The organism is Pseudomonas sp. FFUP_PS_473 (assembly GCF_002858665.1).
In the GTDB taxonomy this organism is placed as follows: Bacteria; Pseudomonadota; Gammaproteobacteria; order Pseudomonadales; family Pseudomonadaceae; genus Aquipseudomonas; species Aquipseudomonas defluvii.
This window is the reverse complement of sequence record NZ_PJQQ01000003.1, coordinates 1-16,100: the sequence shown is the minus strand read 5'-3', so window position 1 is coordinate 16,100 and position 16,100 is coordinate 1. Positions and strand designations below refer to the sequence as shown.

Here is a 16,100-nt window from a genome sequence, read left to right as displayed (position 1 = left end):
TCAGTTACCCCTGTCGCGCCCGCTACTGATCTCTTCCGGCACAGGCTCATTCGCCATGCGTTTGCGGAAAAGTGCCGCTCGCGCCAGCAGCAGTGTGGTGACTGGTACGGTAATCGAAAGCAGGATCGGGATCAGCCAGGCATGTAGAACCGGCATGTGCTTGAGACCGGAAAAGTACAGGATCGAGGCCAGTGCCACACACCAGGTCCCCAGCGTCGAGGCAAGGGCTGGTGGGTGCATGCGCTGAAAGAACGTCTTCATGCGCAGCAGGCCGAATGCGCCTATCAAGGCAAACACACTGCCGGTTAGCAGCAGTGCCGCGGTAGCCAGTTCAAGCCAGAATGGCAATGCATTGAACTCGCTCATTCGATCACCTCACCGCGCAGCAGGAATTTGGCCAGGGCGAACGAGCCGACAAAGCCGAACAGCGCGATCAGTAGCGCGCCTTCAAAGTAGGTATCACTGGCGTAGCGAATGCCCAGCACCAGCATCATCAGCATGGCCAGGATGTACAGGTAGTCCAGCGCCAGTACCCGGTCTTGCGCCGATGGGCCTCGGAACAGCCTGACCAAGGTCAAGGCCATGGCCATGGCGAAAATGAACAGGCTGGCGAGAATGGCGTTGGCGAGCAGGCCTGTCATTCGAAGATCTCCATCAGCGGGCGTTCGTAGGTGTGCTTGAAGTGCTCGATGAATTGCGTTTCGTCGTCCAGATCAAAGACATGCAGTAACAAGACACTGCGGTCCAGCGCCAGCTCCGACCAGATGGTGCCAGGGACCACCGTTGTGATCATCGACAAGGCTGCTAGCCCGTGAGCATCGCGCAAGTCCAGTGGAATGCGCACGAAGGCCGACCGTGGTGGGCGCTGGCCGGCAGTCAGGACACTGCGAGCCACTTGCAGGTTGGAGCTCAGCACATCCAGACCAACCCGCAGGATCAGGCGTACGATGGTCGCAGGTTTGCGAATGCTCACTGACTGTGGTCGCAGGGGGGCCATCAGTAGCGGTGCGAGCACGCCAAGCAGCGCGCCCAGCAACAGGTTGCCGGGGCTTATCGAAAGGTTCAATACCAGCCACAGCAACCACAGCGCCAGCGATATCAGAGGGGCAGGGAGCAGGCGCTTCATGGCTGCACCTCCTCAGGTACAGCCAGCGGGCCTGCCACTGGCCGTGTAGCGAACACCGCAGAAATGTACTGCTGCGGGTTCTGCAGGCCGTTCGCAGTGTCCTGCGTGTAGCGTAACAGTGGCTCGGCCTGGATGCTGAGGAGTACGCACAAGCCGAGCAGGGCAACAATCGGCAGGCATTCCAGGCGCCTTAGTACTGGCGAAGGGCGTTCCTGTGGTGTCCAGAAGCGCTTGATACCGACGCGCGCCAGGGCAATCAGTGAGGCCAGGCCCGAGAGCACCAGCAGTGCCAGCAGTGTCCAGCCGGTCATCGGCAACGGCTGTTCGGTCGTGATGCCGAGGCCTTGCGGGTTGAGCAGGGCGCTGATCAGGTTCAGTTTGCCGATGAAACCCGATAGCGGTGGCATGCCGATCACCAGCAGGGCGCAGGCGATGAAGCTTAGGCCGAGAAACGCCATGGCCCAGGGGATGACTTGGCCGACAACGGCCTTCTGATCATCGTCCAGGTTGATGCCTTTGGGCAGTTGGGGTGGCTCGGGTGGCGCCGGCAGGGTGTCGCCGTCGTCGTCCAGCGGAATCTCGTTGACCGAACGAGAGCGTTCGATCAGTTCCGCAAGCAGGAACAGTGCGCACAGCGCCAGCGTCGAGCTGACCAGATAGAACAGCGCCGCTGCGGTCAGGGCGGGTTGCCCGAAGCCTATCGCGGCCAGCAGCGTACCTGCCGAGACCAGGATGCTCAGGCTGGCCATACGTTCAAGACGCTGGGCGGCGAGTATCAACAGTGCGGCACAACCCAGGGTTGCGAGGCCGCCGTACACCAGCCATTCACCACCGAAGAATGAAGAGTCGCCGGCTTGCCCGGAAAACAGCAAGGTCCAGAGACGCAACACGGTGTAGATGCCGACCTTGGTCATGATTGCGAAAAGTGCGGCCACGGGGGCGCTTGCTGCCGAGTACGCCGGTACCAGCCAGAAATTCAACGGCCAGATGCCGGCCTTTGCCAGAAAGGCGATGGCCAGAATCGCGGCGCTAGCGTGCAGCAAGCCTCGGTCGGCCTCAGGCACCAGTGGGATCTTGACCGCCAGGTCGGCCATGTTCAGGGTGCCGGTAACGCCATAGAGCATCGCTGCGCCAATCAGGAACAGCGATGACGCGACGAGGTTGATGGCAATGTAATGCAGGCCGGCCTTGACCCGTGCCCGTCCCGAACCGTGCAGGATCAAGCCATAGGATGCCGCCAGTAGCACCTCGAAAAAGACGAACAGGTTGAACAGGTCTGCCGTCAGGAAGGCCCCGTACAGCCCCATCAGCTGGATCTGGAAGAGGGCATGGAAACTGGCTCCGGCGCTGTCCCAGCGGGCCATGGCGTAGAGCAGCGCGCTAAGCCCGACAATGCCGGTCAACACCAGCATCATTGCCGCGAGGCGGTCGACTACCAGCACGATGCCGAACGGTGCGGGCCAGTTCCCGGGCAGGTAAACACCCATCGAACTGGCATGCCCCTGTGTGTGTACCCACACCAGTAGCACCACGGAAATGCCCAGGCCAAGCAGGGTTGAAACCAGGTTGATACGGGCCTTGAGTGGCCGTCGCTTTTCGCCGAGCAGCAGCATCAGCGCTGCGGTCATCAGAGGCAGCAGGATGGGGGCGACGATCAGTTGGTTCATCGCATTCATTCACTCGGCTCCCGGCCATCGACGTGGTCAGTGCCGGTCAAGCCACGTGACGCCAGCAGTACGACCAGAAACAAGGCGGTCATGGCGAAGCTGATGACGATTGCCGTCAGTACCAGGGCTTGGGGCAGCGGGTCGGTGTAGTTGAACAGGTCCTGCGGTACGCCGTCCTTGATGATCGGCTCCTTGCCAATGAACAGGCTGCCCATACTGAAGATGAACAGGTTGACGCCATAGGACAACAGGCACAGGCCCATCACTACCTGGAAGGTCCGTGGCCGCAGTATCAGCCATACACCTGAGGCGGCGAGTACACCGATGGCAATTGCAATGACTTCTTCCATCAGGCGGCTCCTGGTTGAGGGTTTTTCACGTGGCCACCGGGGCGATGGCTACGTACCGACTGGTGCGCCAGCGCGGTAAGGATCAGCAGGGTTGAACCGACTACGACCGTGAACACGCCGATATCGAAAAACAGTGCGCTGGCCACATGCAAGTCACCGATCACCGGCAGGTGAAGGTGGGCGGTGTGGGTGGTCAGGAAGGGGTAGCCCAGTAGCATTGCACCCACCCCGGTGAGGGTGGCGCAGAGCAGGCCGGTGCCCATCCAGCGCAGCGGGCGCAGGCTCATTTGCGCTTCGACCCACTGGGTGCCGGCGACCATGTACTGGAGGATGAAGGCTACCGACATCACCAGGCCGGCAACGAAGCCGCCGCCCGGCTGGTTGTGCCCGCGCATGAACAGGTACATCGACACCACCAGGGCAATCGGCAGCAGCAGGCGAACCAGGGCGGCGGGCACCATCATGAAGCCCAGTGCCGTATCGGCGGCGTGCCGTGGGTTGACCAGGTCGGTGACCACGTCCGGCGCCAGCAGACGCTGTTGTGCGGGTAACTCGATACTTTCGCGTGGCGGTCGGAAACGTCGCAGCAGGGCAAACACCGCGAGTGCCACGGCAACCAGCACGGTGATTTCGCCCAAGGTATCGAAGCCGCGGAAATCCACCAGCATCACGTTGACGACGTTGCTGCCACCGCCCTCGGGCAGTGCCCGGCTCAGGTAGAACGAGGAGATGTCGTTGGGGGTAGGCCGGGTCAGCATGGCGTAGGACAGAAGGGCCATGCCGGTACCGACCAGCACTGCCAGTACCAGGTCGCGCAGGCGTCGCAGGCGGGCACGCTCCTGGCTGCCCAGGGGCGAGACGCCCTCGATCCGGCGTGGCAGCCAGCGCAGGCCCAGCAGGATCAGGATCGTGGTGACCACTTCCACGACCAGTTGGGTCAGCGCCAGGTCGGGTGCCGAGAACCAGACGAAGGTGATACAGGTCATCAGGCCACATACGCTGACCATGGTCAGGGCGGCCAGTCGGTGATACTTGGCTTGCCAGGCCGCACCAAGGGCGCAGGTAATTGCGATCAGCCAGAGGGCCACGAATACACCTGAGCCCGGGATCTTCGGCCGATCACCCCAACTCAGGCCACTGTGCAGCATGGGCAGCAGGCCTGCGAGGAACGCTGCCAGTACCAGCATGAACAACTGCTTTTGCAGGCGTCGGGTCGTGAGCAGGCGCTCGGCGCGGCGGGCCATGCGCATCAGCAGTACTTGGCAGCGTTCAAACAGTCGCTTGCCGTTGAAATGCTCGATGAAGGGTGGATGGGCAATGCGGCCGAGCTTGAACTGGTTGCGCAGCAACAGGTACAGCACGATGCCGCCCGCCATGGCAATCAGGCTCATGATCAGTGGTGCATTCCAGCCGTGCCAGATTGCCAGGCTGTATTCGGGCAGGGTGCCGCCGACTACAGGCAAGGCGGCCGCAGCAAGCAGGGGGCCTACGGACTGGGCTGGAAAAATACCCACCACCAGGCAGGTCAGTACCAGGAGCTCGACCGGTGCACGCATCCAGCGCGGTGGCTCATGCGGCGTGTGGGGCAGGTCGGTGGCCTGCGGCCCGAAAAATACATCCACGGTGAAGCGCAGGGCGTAGGCCACGCTGAAGGTACCGGCCAGTGTCGCGATGACCGGCAGGGTCGTTTCGACCCAGGCAGTGGAGGAAATGAACACGGTTTCGGCGAAGAACATTTCCTTGGATAGAAAGCCGTTGAGCAATGGCACGCCAGCCATCGAAGCACTGGCAACCATGGCCAGCGTCGCGGTAAAGGGGATCAGGCGAAACAGCCCGCTGAGTTTGCGAATGTCACGGGTGCCGCTCTCGTGATCGATGATCCCGGCCGCCATGAACAATGAGGCCTTGAAAGTTGCATGATTGAGAATGTGGAACACTGCCGCGACGGCCGCCAATGGGCTGTTAAGCCCGAGCAGCAGGGTGATCAAGCCCAGGTGGCTGATGGTCGAATAGGCCAGCAGGCCCTTGAGGTCATTCTGGAACATCGCCGTGTAAGCGCCCAGCAGCAAGGTGCAGGCGCCCGCGCCGCTGACGATCCAGAACCATTGTTCGCTGCCTGCCAGCGCCGGCCAAAGCCTTGCGAGCAGGAACACCCCGGCTTTGACCATGGTAGCGGAGTGCAGGTAGGCCGATACGGGCGTCGGCGCTGCCATGGCATGGGGAAGCCAGAAGTGGAAGGGGAATTGTGCGCTTTTGCTCAGGGCGCCCAGCAGGATGAGGGGCAGCAGTACCGGGTAGAGGGCATGGCTACGTATCTGATCACCGGCAGCCAGCACCGTGTCCAGGTCGTAGCTGCCGACCACATGGCCGAGCAGCAGCACCCCTGCCAGCAGGCACAGGCCGCCAGCTCCGGTAACCATCAAGGCCATATAGGCCCCGCGTCGTGCATCGCTGCGATGATGCCAGTAACCGATCAGCAGGAAGGAGAACAGGCTGGTCAGTTCCCAGAAGAATACGATCTGGATCAGGTTGCCGGAAATCACCAGGCCGAGCATGGCCCCCATGAACGCCAGGAAAAAGGCGAAAAAGCGCGGCACCGGGTCCTGAGGGGACATGTAGTAACGGGCGTAGAGCGAAACCAGCGTGCCGATGCCAAGCACCAGCATGGAGAACAACCAGGCGAAGCCATCCAGGCGCAAGACCAGGTTCAGCCCAAGGCTGGGTAGCCAGCGCACTTCTTCGCGAATTATGCCGCCATCGGCAATCTGAGGGTACAGCAGCGCCACCTGTACGGTGCCGACAAGTGCAACAAGACCTGCCAGTAGTGACTCACTGTTACGCGCGTTATGCGGCAGGACAGCCGCCAGACAGCTGCCGATGAATGGCAGAAGCAGCAGAACTATCAAGGACATGGGTTTCTAATCTGCAGGAGTTTGTAAGGGATCATACGTGCCGGACCGTCGATCACCAACCCACAAGCTGTCGCAGAATCCTACAAGAACGGTGCATTAAACTATTTTTTTATAACAGTTTTTTTCAGGGATGGCGTGAAGCCTGCTGCCTCAACCCGGTTCGCGCTCTTGTTCGCGTACCTCTTCCTCGACGGACTTCTCCTCTCGACGTTTGACCTTCAATTCGCTGACCACTACCGCAATGACGATGAGCAATGCACCGACCAGCGCGGCGCCCGGCAGGCGCTCTCCCGCCAGCCGTCCGAAGACGCCGCCCCACACGGGTTCGCCCGCGTAGATGAGGGTGGCGCGGGTAGGCGAAACCGATTTCTGTGCCCAGTTCATTGCCACCTGGATGGCTGCGCTCATCGCACCCAGGCCGACGGCGCTGAGCACCAGTAGCCAGGAAAAGTCTGGCAATGCTTCCTGGGTCGGAACAATCATCAGGAATGACAGGGCCGAGGCCGTTGCCAGTTGTACGACAGTGACGCGGCGCACATCGACCTTGCCAGCAAAGCGGCTGATCAGAATGATCTCGGCTGCAATGGCGACCGCGCTGACCACCGTGGCGATCTCGCCGGGACTGAACTGCAACGAACGGCCGTTCGGGCCTGCCAGCAGCATGAGCCCGATGAATGCCAGGCTGATGCCGATGCTTGGCATGAGCCCGGGGCGACGGCCCAGAATCACCCATTGAAGCAAGGGCACGAATGGCACATACAAGGCTGTGATAAACGCCGATTGGCTGCTGCTGATGGTTTGCAGGCCAACTGTCTGCAGGCCATAGCCAAGCATGATGGAGACGCCAATCAAGAAGCCGGCCTTGAGTTCGGTGGTGGTCAGGCCGGACAGCGAGCGGGCCGATACCATGGCAACGAACAGTGCGGCAGCCGCAAAACGCAGGCCCACGAAGAACATCGGGCCACTGACGGTCATCACCTTGTGCACGAGCAGAAAAGTGCCGCCCCAGAGGACAGTGATGAAGATCAGTACCCACTCGGCTTTGCTTGGCCGGAAGGTCACGGTCGCGTGTTGCGGGGCGCTTGAGGTCATGGTCTTGCACACGAATGATGGGCGACGCACAATGCGCCAAAGTGGGCAGTATACTGCGCACACTCTACCTGCGAGCAATATAGTGCACAAAGATTCGAATCACAGGGCGTCTGTGTTGCAGCACGTCAGTCAGAACATCCGTCGCCTGCGTCATGCTGCCGGCCTCAGCCAGACTGCACTGGCGGAAAAATCGGGTGTGAGTCGTCGCATGCTGGTTGCCATCGAGGCTGGCGAAAAGAACGTCAGCCTGACGACACTGGATCGAATAGCCGAAGCACTTGATGTCGCATTCAGCGATTTGATCCAGGCACCGGACAATCGCGATCCCAGTCGAATCAACGAACTGGCCTGGACGGGCGTTCATCCGGGCAGCAAGGCGATTCTGTTGGCCAGCTCTGCGGCCAGCCGCGAGGTCGAGTTGTGGGAGTGGCGCCTGGAGCCCGGCGAAGTGTACCCCTCTGAGGCCGATGCTGACGGGTGGAGCGAGCAACTCTACGTATTTGAAGGTTGCCTGACCTTGTTGATCGAGGATCAGGTACACAGCCTGGCCGCTGGCGATTTTTTTACCTTCGCCAGCAACCGGATGCACGTCTATCGCAACGATGGTGAGGTGGCGGTACGCTTTGTACGCAATGTCGTGATCTGAGCGCTGCCCGGTAGGTCAGTCGCGTTGGGCGTCGAGGTATTCGGCTGTCGACACGACCTGCGCATAACCGAATGCCAGCGACGCCATATAGGCGGCATGCACCTGCTCAGCGGGTACTGTCATATCGTTGAACACCAGTGCGCGGGTAGCGCAGGCATCGTGAATGACTGTGGTCGCGTAGCCAAAGTCGGCCGCCGCGCGTGCTGCCGCGTCGATGCACATATGACTCATGCTGCCGACCAGGGTAATGGCGCTGACGTGGTGATCATCCAGCAGTGCCTTGAGCTCGGTATCCAGGAAGGCATTTACCTTGTGCTTGAGAACCACCGGTTCATTTGCCTGGTTTTCTGCCTTGGGATGTATCTGAGCACCCTCTGAGCCGGGCGTGAAGAACGGTGCGTCCGCGGACTCGAACTCATGGCGCACGTGAACCACCAGGTCGTTCCGGGCCCGCGCTGCTGCCAATACCTGTGCTGCGTTATCGGCAGCAGCCTCGACACCGTCGAGGGGCCATTTGCCGCCGGGAAAATAGTCGTTCTGAATATCAATGACGATCAGCGCGTGTCGGGTCATGTCGCTTTCCTTGTACTGGGAGTGGTTGTGACGTGGCGATAGTTATAGGCTTGATCGACAGGCTTGCAGATTGGCGCAACCGACAAATTGGCTGGAAAAACTGACAATGACTACCGTACGCGACACGCTGGAGATCGGCATTCTGGTGTACCCGGGCGCGCAGATGGCGGCCGTGCAGGGTGTTACCGACTTGCTGGCGGTCGCGAATCGCATGTCCGTCGAGCTCGGCGCGCTGGAGCGGCCGTTGTTGCGTGTCACTCACTGGTGTGAGGTCGATGGCGGAGGGCTGGCGGTCAGCTTTGATACGCATCCGCAGCGCGCTCACCAGCCGCGCGCCATTATCATTCCGCCAAGCCTCACCCAGGCGCCGGATCCTGAGTTGCTTGAGCGGTTCTGTGGCGACCTCAGGCAGTGGCACCGTGAGGGCGCCGTGCTGGTGTCGGTATGCGTCGGGGTGTTCTTTATTGCGGCAAGCGGCTTGCTCGACGGCCGCCCGGCAACCACGCATTGGAACTTTGCGCCATCCCTGGCTCAGCGGTTTCCACAGGTGAAGGTCGAGACCCATTTGCCGTTGCTGGATGACGGCGACATTATTACTTCCGCAGGGTTGATGGCCTGGACCGAGCTGGGTTTGAACCTGGTCGAGCGCTTTCTGGGGGCTACATTGGCGACGGAAACCGCCCGGTTTCTGGCCGTGGAACGGGTGGTGACCGGGCAGCGTCCAGGCAGTGTCTTCAGCCCCTGCCTGGACCATGGAGACGAAGCGATTCTCAAGGTTCAGCACTGGTTGCAAGGCACCGGCGCCAAGGATGTCAGCCTCGAAGGGATGGCCGGTTATGCCGGCCTTGAGGAGCGTACCTTTCTGCGCCGTTTTCGTCGTGCTACCGGGTTGAAACCGACCGAGTACTGCCAGCAGGTTCGCGTCGGGCGCGCGTGTCGCATGCTGGAGTTCACCAATCGCAATGTCGAGCAGATTGCCTGGGGTGTCGGGTATCAAGACCCTGGGGCTTTCCGCAAAGTGTTCCACAAGGTCATGGGGTTGGCGCCGAGCGACTATCGCAAGCGCTTTGGCGCGCCGTCGGCATGAACCTACTTTAGTACCGGTGTGGCTGCGTTTGCCGCCGTTTGCCGCTTATCATCCAGATAATTGCGCAAGGAGACGCGAATGCACGCACCATACGCTGCGACGTACCCGGATACAGTCATTGATGTACTCATTGTTGGGGGTGGCCTCAGTGGCGCGATGCTTGCTGCGCAACTGCTACGCCAGCCTGGTCAACGACGTATCGTCGTCGTTGAACCTCGGCCCGAGCTTGGTCGTGGCGAGGCCTACAGTGCGACTGAACCAGGGCATACCCTCAATGGCAATGCCGCGCGGATGAGTGTCGACCCAGATAACCCCGATGACCTGACCCAGTGGCTTACGCAGTGTATTCGGGAGGGCGGTTGGCCTGAGTCTGCCGAGCAACAGGTACCGATTGCCGAGTTGTTTCCGCCCCGTGGCCTGTTCGGCTGTTATGCGCGCCAACGTCTGGCTGACGCTGAGGTCATGGGTGCGCGTTCAGGCTCCAGAGTCGAGCACTTGCGTAGCGAGGTAGACGACCTGCACGTCGACAACGAGGGCGTGCTTATACAGTGTGCCGACGGGCGCCGGCTGCGGGCTGAGCGCGCTGTGCTGGCTACGGGCATGTTTACTGCCGCACGTACCCCGCGCCTTGGTGCAGAGGCGTTGGAGCAGACCACCCTTGACCCTTGGGATGTCTCGGCCATGCGTGGGCTTGATCCTCAAGGGCGAGTGTTGATCATCGGCTCCGGCCTGACCATGATCGATGCGTTGGTGTCGTTGCAGCAGGCTGGGCATCGGGGACCTATCGAGGTGTTTTCCCGCCATGGCCTGCTACCCCATGTCCGTCGGCAGCCCCCGACCTGGGTCGACTTCCTGGCAACTGACCCTGGCTTGCGCAGCCCCCGCCAACTGCTTCGAGCTGTACGTGAACAATGCCGCTTGGCGATTGCTCAGGGTGTCGACTGGCAGGCGCCGCTGGATACCGTCCGACAACATATCGCCAGGCTCTGGAGCCAGGCCAGCGATCGTGAGCGGCGCCAGTTTGTGCGTCATGTACGGCCCTGGTGGGAGAGTCATCACCACCGTTCAGCGCCGCCTGGCGCGGCATTGCTCCAACGTCTGCGTGACGAGGGGCGCTTGCGCATTCATGCTGCCTCTTGGCAAGGCGTCGACGCTGTTGAGGGCGAGGCGGTGGGTATTCGTTTGCGTTTCCGCGGTCAGCAGGCGACGACGCGTGTGACGGGGGCGGCACTGATCAATTCAATGGGTATCGAATACGATTGGCGCCGTGTTGATCGGCCCCTGCCGCAAAACCTGCTGGCGCGTGGCCTTGTTCAGCCCGGGCCACTGGCGCTTGGCATTGCTGCCAACCCGGACGGCGCTGTGCTGGATGCTCAAGGGCATGCCAGTGAGCGCTTGTTCGCCATTGGGCCGCCGTTGCGCGGTATGTGGTGGGAAAGTACTGCTGTCACTGATGTGGCGCTGCAGGCGAAAGCCTTGGCGCAGCGCTTGGCGATGTGACCTCACTGAGGTTTGCTGTCAGGTGTCAGTGATGCCAATATTGGAATATAAATATAATAATTAATAATTTATTGTTCTAAGAGGTCTTGAGGCACTATCCGGGTGAACTTACCAGGAAGGATTGGCGTAGTGCTCGCTCTGCAGCGGCGCGGCGCCAAGCAAGGGCTTGACCTATGAGCAATCTACCGTTGTATTTCGACTACGCCGCCACGACACCTGTCGACGAGCGGGTCATTCAGGTGATGGTCGAGTGTTTGGGCGTATCTGGAAATTTTGGCAACCCCGCGTCCAGTTCGCATTGTTATGGGCAGCAGGCCCGTCAGGCGGTGGAGCGAGCGCGTGCTCAGGTTGCCAGTCTGGTGCGCGCTCAACCCGAGCAGATCGTCTGGACGTCCGGCGCTACCGAGTCGAACAACCTGGCGCTCAAGGGCCTGGCTCAAGGGCGCAGTGGCGGGCACATCATCACCAGCCTGATCGAACACAAAGCTGTGCTTGATAGTGTCAGGCAACTTGAGCTGGCCGGGTTCGAGGTCACCTGGCTGGCGCCGGATGCTCAAGGGCTCATTACGCCGCAGGCCGTTGCAGGTGCGCTGCGAGACGACACCTTTCTGGTTTCGCTGATGCTGGTCAACAACGAACTGGGAACGCTCAACGATGTGCAGGCCATTGGCGAACACGTGCGTGGTCATGGTGCATTCCTGCATGTCGATGCTGCACAGGCTGCCGGCAAGGTCGAGATTGACCTAGCGCGTTGGCCGGTGGATCTGGTGTCCTTCTCTGCGCATAAGGTCTACGGTCCGAAAGGTATCGGGGCATTGTATGTCGGTGAGCGTGCTTGCCCAGCGCTTCAGGCTCAAATGCATGGCGGCGGGCATGAGGGTGGGTTGCGCTCAGGAACGTTGGCGACCCATCAAATCGTTGCGATGGGCGCGGCCTTCGCGTTGGCCGGCGAACTGTTTGACGAGGAGCTTGCGCGAATCAGGCGCTTGCGCACTCGCTTGCTGGAGCAGTTGGCTGGCGTGCCGGGGCTTGGCTTGAACGGAAGCCCCCAGCAGCGCATTGCTCATACGTTGAGCCTGACCTTCGCCGACAATAGCGTCGATCTGCACGCTCTGGCCACGCGATTGGCGTTCTCCTCCACGTCTGCATGCAATTCAGCCAGCAGTGCAGCGTCCCATGTGCTGCTCGCTCTTGGGCATGACGAGCAAGCCGCGCGCCGAACCCTTCGCCTGAGCCTGGGGCGCTACACCAGTGAGGCCGACATCGACCAGGCTGCAGCGGCCATCAAGGCCTCATCGCAGGCAGCGCCCTTCTGGGCAGTTGCCCAGGGCTGAGGGCTGTTCCATTATCTGCGACCAAGACCAATGGATGTCGTGGTAGCAGGAGTCAGCATGAACAGTCAGTCTTCAACGCAGGTGGCAGTAACGACGCGTTTGGCGCGTATGCGCGACGTGATGAGCCGGGAAGGTGTCGATGCGCTGTTGGTGCCGTCGGCCGACCCGCATCTTTCCGAGTACCTGCCAGGGTATTGGCAGGGACGGCAGTGGCTCTCCGGTTTTCATGGCTCGGTGGGGACGCTGATCATCACAGCGGATTTCGCTGGTCTTTGGGTGGATAGCCGCTACTGGGAGCAGGCCGAAAAAGCGTTGAGTGGCAGTGGTATAGCGCTGATGAAGTTGCTGCCCGGTCAGCCCGGCCCGCTGGACTGGCTCGCTGAGCAGGCGCCTGAGGGCGGTGCAGTTGCTGTCGATGGTACGGTCATGGCATTGGCATCAGCCCGGCAACTGGAGGCGCGACTCAAACTGCGCAATGTGCGGTTGTTGGCAGATAAAGACTTGTTGCTTGATGTGTGGGATGAGCGCCCGCCATTGCCAGCCAACCCGGTTTACCCACATCTGCCACCGTATGCGACGGTCAGTCGGGTGCAAAAGTTGGAAAACCTGCGTCAGACGCTTCAGGCGCGTGGCGCCGACTGGCATTTCCTCGCCACGCTGGATGACATTGCCTGGCTGTTCAACCTGCGCGGCAGTGATGTCTCTTACAACCCGGTGTTTGTGTCGTTTGCCTTGGTCAGCCAGGAGAAGGCAATCCTGTTCGTGGCCCTGAACAAGGTCGACGAAAACCTGCGTCAGGTGCTCGAAGCCGATGGTGTTCATTTGCGGGACTACACCACAGCAGGTGCGGCTTTGGCCGAAATTGCCCCAGGCTGCTCGTTGTTGATTGATCCAGCCAAGGTCACTCTCGGTCTTGTGGCGAACCTGAACAACGATGTGCGGCTTGTGGAGGAGATCAATCCGACGACCCTGGCCAAATCGCGCAAAAGTGAAGCTGATCTGGCTCACGTCCGCCAGGCCATGGAGCAGGATGGCGCGGCGTTGTGCGAGTTTTTTGCCTGGTTCGAGTCGGCGTTGGGGCGTGAGCGCATCACGGAAGTGACCGTTGACGAAAAGCTGGGCGCGGCTCGAGCCCGTCGCCCCGGTTTCGTCTCGCCCAGCTTTGCGACGATTGCCGCCTTCAACAGTAATGGTGCCATGCCGCATTACCGGGCAACCGAGGAATCCCATGCAACAATCGAGGGGGATGGGCTGCTGTTGATCGACTCAGGTGGACAGTACCTGGGCGGTACCACCGACATTACGCGGATGGTGCCCATCGGTTCGCCAAGCGTCGAACAGAAGCAGGACTGCACGCGCGTACTCAAGGGTATGATTGCGCTTTCACGTGCGCGGTTTCCGCGTGGGGTGCTTTCACCCCTGCTCGACGCCATTGCACGGGCGCCACTTTGGGCTGAGCATGTCGACTATGGGCATGGCACTGGGCATGGCGTTGGCTACTTCATGAATGTGCACGAGGGCCCACAGGTCATTGCCTATCAGGCTGCGCCTGCCCCGCAGACGGCAATGCAAGCGGGCATGATTACCTCGATTGAACCGGGAACCTACAGGCCAGGGCAGTGGGGCGTCCGTATCGAGAACCTGGTGTTCAATCGGGAGTCGGGGAAGAGCGCGTTTGGTGACTTCCTCGAATTTGAAACCCTGACGTTGTGCCCGATTGATACGCGTTGCTTGCTGCCTGAGTTGCTGAGCGCCGAGGAGCGGCAGTGGCTCAACGCGTATCACGACGAGGTGTGTCAGCGATTGTCGCCTTTGCTCGAAGGCGATGCGCTGCAATGGTTGCAGGTGCGCACGGCGGCAATCTGATTGATTGGTCGTGCAGCAACGGTAGAAGGTTGCCTGAGGGTAGTCTTCTACCGTGTTCGGGTCAGCGGCAGATCACGATCATGCTGCGACTGGTGTATCCCGCCGGGTTTATGCCAAAGACAAAATCCCCAGGCTCTCCTTCATCATCGCCAGATTTTGCGAGGACTTTATAGCCTTTGCTGCCGCATGAGCTTTCGGCTTTGCTGTAGCACTTGCTCCACGATGACGACAGGCCGGAACAATTGATGTGCAGCCCTTTTTTCCCGCGCTTGACCTCTGTCTTGGCGGTCGCGGCACAGCCTGCGATGGCCAAAATGGCTAGGATGAGCAAAATTCGTTTCATTCCTGTCCTTACTGCGTGCCCGAGCCTTCGAGCCGTCTACATAGCCAATGCATCCTTCCTGGCGCCTACAGCATCCTTGTCTGATAAATGAAAAACTTCAAGCTTGGCGTCAGGTTACAGCTTAAAGATCGCAGGTATTCGACACAATGACCTGCATCGATTTAGATGAAAGTATTTCTCATGTCAGTCGGCGGCAACCAAGGGTTGCGGCTCTCTACGCAAGGACAGTGTGGCGCCAGCAGACGCGGTGATGATCGCCGCGATGGCCAGCCACTGGGTCAGGCTGAGCACCTCATTGAGGAACAGCAGGCCGGAAAGCGCGCCAAAAGCTGGCTCAATGCTCATGAGCGTGCCAAAGGTCTTGGCTGGCATTCTTGTCAGTGCCACCATCTCCAGGCTGTAGGGCAGGGCGGTGGAGAGGATCGCGACGCCAAGTGCTACGGGGATGAGTGCAGGGGATAGCAAGTCGGTGCCTGCATGCGCAATGCCGAAAGGCGCTACGACGAAAGCGGCGATCACCACCCCCAGCGCGGCAGTCTGAATGCCATTATCGGCGCCGGCTTTCTGGCCATACAGAATATAGAGTGCCCAGCAGACGCCCGCCCCCAATGCATAGCAGGCACCGACCATATCGATGCCCGTGCCTGTCTGGCCCACCGGGATAAGCAGCGCCAAACCTAGCACGGCAAGACCAATCCAGAGGAAGTCTACCGCGCGCCGTGATGCGTAGAGCGCTACCGCCAGAGGGCCGGTGAACTCCAGGGCTACGGCGATGCCAAGCGGCACGGTGCGCAGCGACATATAGAAGAGGAGGTTCATGCCACCCAGTGCCGCGCCATAGATCAACACTGTCTTGAGTGTGCTGGCGTTTAGCTTGGCGCGCCAGGGGCGCAGCAACAGCAGCATAATCACGCTGGCGAATATCAGGCGCAGTGTGGTCGTGCCTTGTGCCCCGATAAGGGGGAACAGGCTCTTGGCCAGTGAAGCGCCAGACTGGATCGAGGCCATGGCAATCATTAGCAGTGCAATGGGGAAGAGGGTTGTCGCCAGGCTGCGGGGTTGGGCATTCATGCTGCGGACGATGTCCTTTCTATATATAGGCTGAGGGAGTCGTCGTATGATGCGCGAACCCTTTGCCAATGAGCAATATAGTGCGCATCTTTCTTTTGTCGGTTGTTTTCAATAATACGGCTTGACGCCTCGTTTCATCTCTCTATAATGCGCACCTCTTCCGGCGCAGTCGAAACGGAAAACTCCTTGGTAATCAACGAGTTAGATGTTTAACGAGGGTGCTGGAAGTGCTTCGGTCGAATAGATCGGCAGCGGTGAAAAAGGTGGTTGACAGCGAGTTGAAACGCTGTAGAATTCGCCTCCCGCTAACGAGAGATCGAAGCGAGTCAAGTGGTTGAAGTTGAACGGAAAATTCTGAAAAACTTCAAAATAAACGCTTGACAGAGACAGAGGAAAGCGTAGAATGCGCGCCTCGGTTGAGACGAAAAGCTCTTAACCAACCGCTCTTTAACAATCGAATCAAGCAATTCGTGTGGGTGCTTGTGAAATCAGACTGATAGTCAAAAAGATTATCAGCATCACAAGTGACTACA

15 protein-coding genes are annotated in these 16,100 nt (G+C 60.2%); 5 read left to right on the top strand and 10 right to left on the bottom strand.

What is annotated here, in order from left to right; genetic code table 11:
• The 7 genes from CYD26_RS02615 to CYD26_RS02585 all read right to left on the bottom strand — a co-directional run bounded on the left by CYD26_RS02615 (position 1) and on the right by CYD26_RS02585 (position 7,147).
• Positions 1 to 366 carry a Na+/H+ antiporter subunit G gene (locus CYD26_RS02615; RefSeq protein WP_099775315.1) on the bottom strand — a complete coding sequence of 122 codons (366 nt, stop codon included), beginning with the start codon at positions 364 to 366 and terminating at the stop codon, positions 1 to 3.
• Positions 363 to 641, bottom strand: a complete 279-nt coding sequence (locus CYD26_RS02610) for a K+/H+ antiporter subunit F (RefSeq protein ID WP_065759920.1) — start codon at positions 639 to 641, stop codon at positions 363 to 365. The genes CYD26_RS02615 and CYD26_RS02610 overlap by 4 nt, the downstream gene beginning before the upstream one ends.
• Positions 638 to 1,126 (bottom strand): Na+/H+ antiporter subunit E, encoded by a 489-nt coding sequence (locus CYD26_RS02605; RefSeq protein ID WP_065759921.1) that lies wholly within the window; start codon positions 1,124 to 1,126, stop codon positions 638 to 640. Before CYD26_RS02605 ends, CYD26_RS02610 begins: the two co-directional genes overlap by 4 nt.
• Positions 1,123 to 2,802, bottom strand: a complete 1,680-nt coding sequence (locus tag CYD26_RS02600) for a monovalent cation/H+ antiporter subunit D (RefSeq protein ID WP_102051743.1) — start codon at positions 2,800 to 2,802, stop codon at positions 1,123 to 1,125. The genes CYD26_RS02605 and CYD26_RS02600 overlap by 4 nt, the downstream gene beginning before the upstream one ends.
• Positions 2,799 to 3,143: a Na+/H+ antiporter subunit C gene (locus CYD26_RS02595; protein ID WP_065759923.1), complete on the bottom strand. Its 345-nt coding sequence runs from the start codon at positions 3,141 to 3,143 to the stop codon at positions 2,799 to 2,801. Before CYD26_RS02595 ends, CYD26_RS02600 begins: the two co-directional genes overlap by 4 nt.
• Entirely contained in the window at positions 3,143 to 6,055 is a 2,913-nt protein-coding gene (locus tag CYD26_RS02590) for a monovalent cation/H+ antiporter subunit A (RefSeq protein WP_102051742.1), read from the bottom strand. The genes CYD26_RS02595 and CYD26_RS02590 overlap by 1 nt, the downstream gene beginning before the upstream one ends.
• A gap of 150 nt (positions 6,056 to 6,205) precedes the next feature.
• Complete coding sequence (locus CYD26_RS02585; protein WP_102051741.1) at positions 6,206 to 7,147, bottom strand: DMT family transporter; 942 nt, start codon at positions 7,145 to 7,147, stop codon at positions 6,206 to 6,208.
• Positions 7,148 to 7,229: 82 nt separating this feature from the next.
• Here CYD26_RS02585 and CYD26_RS02580 point away from each other — a divergent pair, with 82 nt between their 5' ends.
• Positions 7,230 to 7,793: a helix-turn-helix domain-containing protein gene (locus CYD26_RS02580; RefSeq protein WP_102051740.1), complete on the top strand. Its 564-nt coding sequence runs from the start codon at positions 7,230 to 7,232 to the stop codon at positions 7,791 to 7,793.
• Positions 7,794 to 7,808: 15 nt separating this feature from the next.
• On the opposite strand, the gene CYD26_RS02575 is transcribed toward CYD26_RS02580, so the two are convergent.
• A complete protein-coding gene (locus CYD26_RS02575; protein ID WP_102051739.1) occupies positions 7,809 to 8,366 on the bottom strand; it encodes a cysteine hydrolase family protein in 558 nt (185 codons plus the stop codon).
• A 106-nt stretch (positions 8,367 to 8,472) separates the two neighbouring features.
• Here CYD26_RS02575 and CYD26_RS02570 point away from each other — a divergent pair, with 106 nt between their 5' ends.
• The 4 genes from CYD26_RS02570 (at position 8,473) to CYD26_RS02555 (ending at position 14,153) form a co-directional block, all read left to right on the top strand.
• On the top strand, positions 8,473 to 9,453 hold the full coding sequence (locus CYD26_RS02570) for a GlxA family transcriptional regulator (protein ID WP_102051738.1): 981 nt from the start codon (positions 8,473 to 8,475) through the stop codon (positions 9,451 to 9,453).
• Between the two features lie 78 nt (positions 9,454 to 9,531).
• Positions 9,532 to 10,953: an FAD/NAD(P)-binding protein gene (locus CYD26_RS02565; protein ID WP_102051737.1), complete on the top strand. Its 1,422-nt coding sequence runs from the start codon at positions 9,532 to 9,534 to the stop codon at positions 10,951 to 10,953.
• A 173-nt stretch (positions 10,954 to 11,126) separates the two neighbouring features.
• Complete coding sequence (locus tag CYD26_RS02560; protein ID WP_102051736.1) at positions 11,127 to 12,287, top strand: aminotransferase class V-fold PLP-dependent enzyme; 1,161 nt, start codon at positions 11,127 to 11,129, stop codon at positions 12,285 to 12,287.
• Positions 12,288 to 12,344: 57 nt separating this feature from the next.
• Positions 12,345 to 14,153, top strand: coding sequence for an aminopeptidase P family protein (locus CYD26_RS02555; protein ID WP_102051735.1), 1,809 nt, complete (start codon positions 12,345 to 12,347; stop codon positions 14,151 to 14,153).
• Between the two features lie 61 nt (positions 14,154 to 14,214).
• Here CYD26_RS02555 and CYD26_RS02550 read toward each other — a convergent pair whose 3' ends face one another.
• Together CYD26_RS02550 and rhtA are read right to left on the bottom strand one after the other, a co-directional pair.
• The gene (locus tag CYD26_RS02550; protein WP_065759932.1) at positions 14,215 to 14,496 is read right to left on the bottom strand and encodes a hypothetical protein; all 282 of its coding nucleotides are present in this window, start codon (positions 14,494 to 14,496) and stop codon (positions 14,215 to 14,217) included.
• A gap of 183 nt (positions 14,497 to 14,679) precedes the next feature.
• On the bottom strand, positions 14,680 to 15,567 hold the full coding sequence (gene rhtA / locus CYD26_RS02545) for a threonine/homoserine exporter RhtA (RefSeq protein WP_102051734.1): 888 nt from the start codon (positions 15,565 to 15,567) through the stop codon (positions 14,680 to 14,682).
• Positions 15,568 to 16,100: the final 533 nt, after the last annotated feature.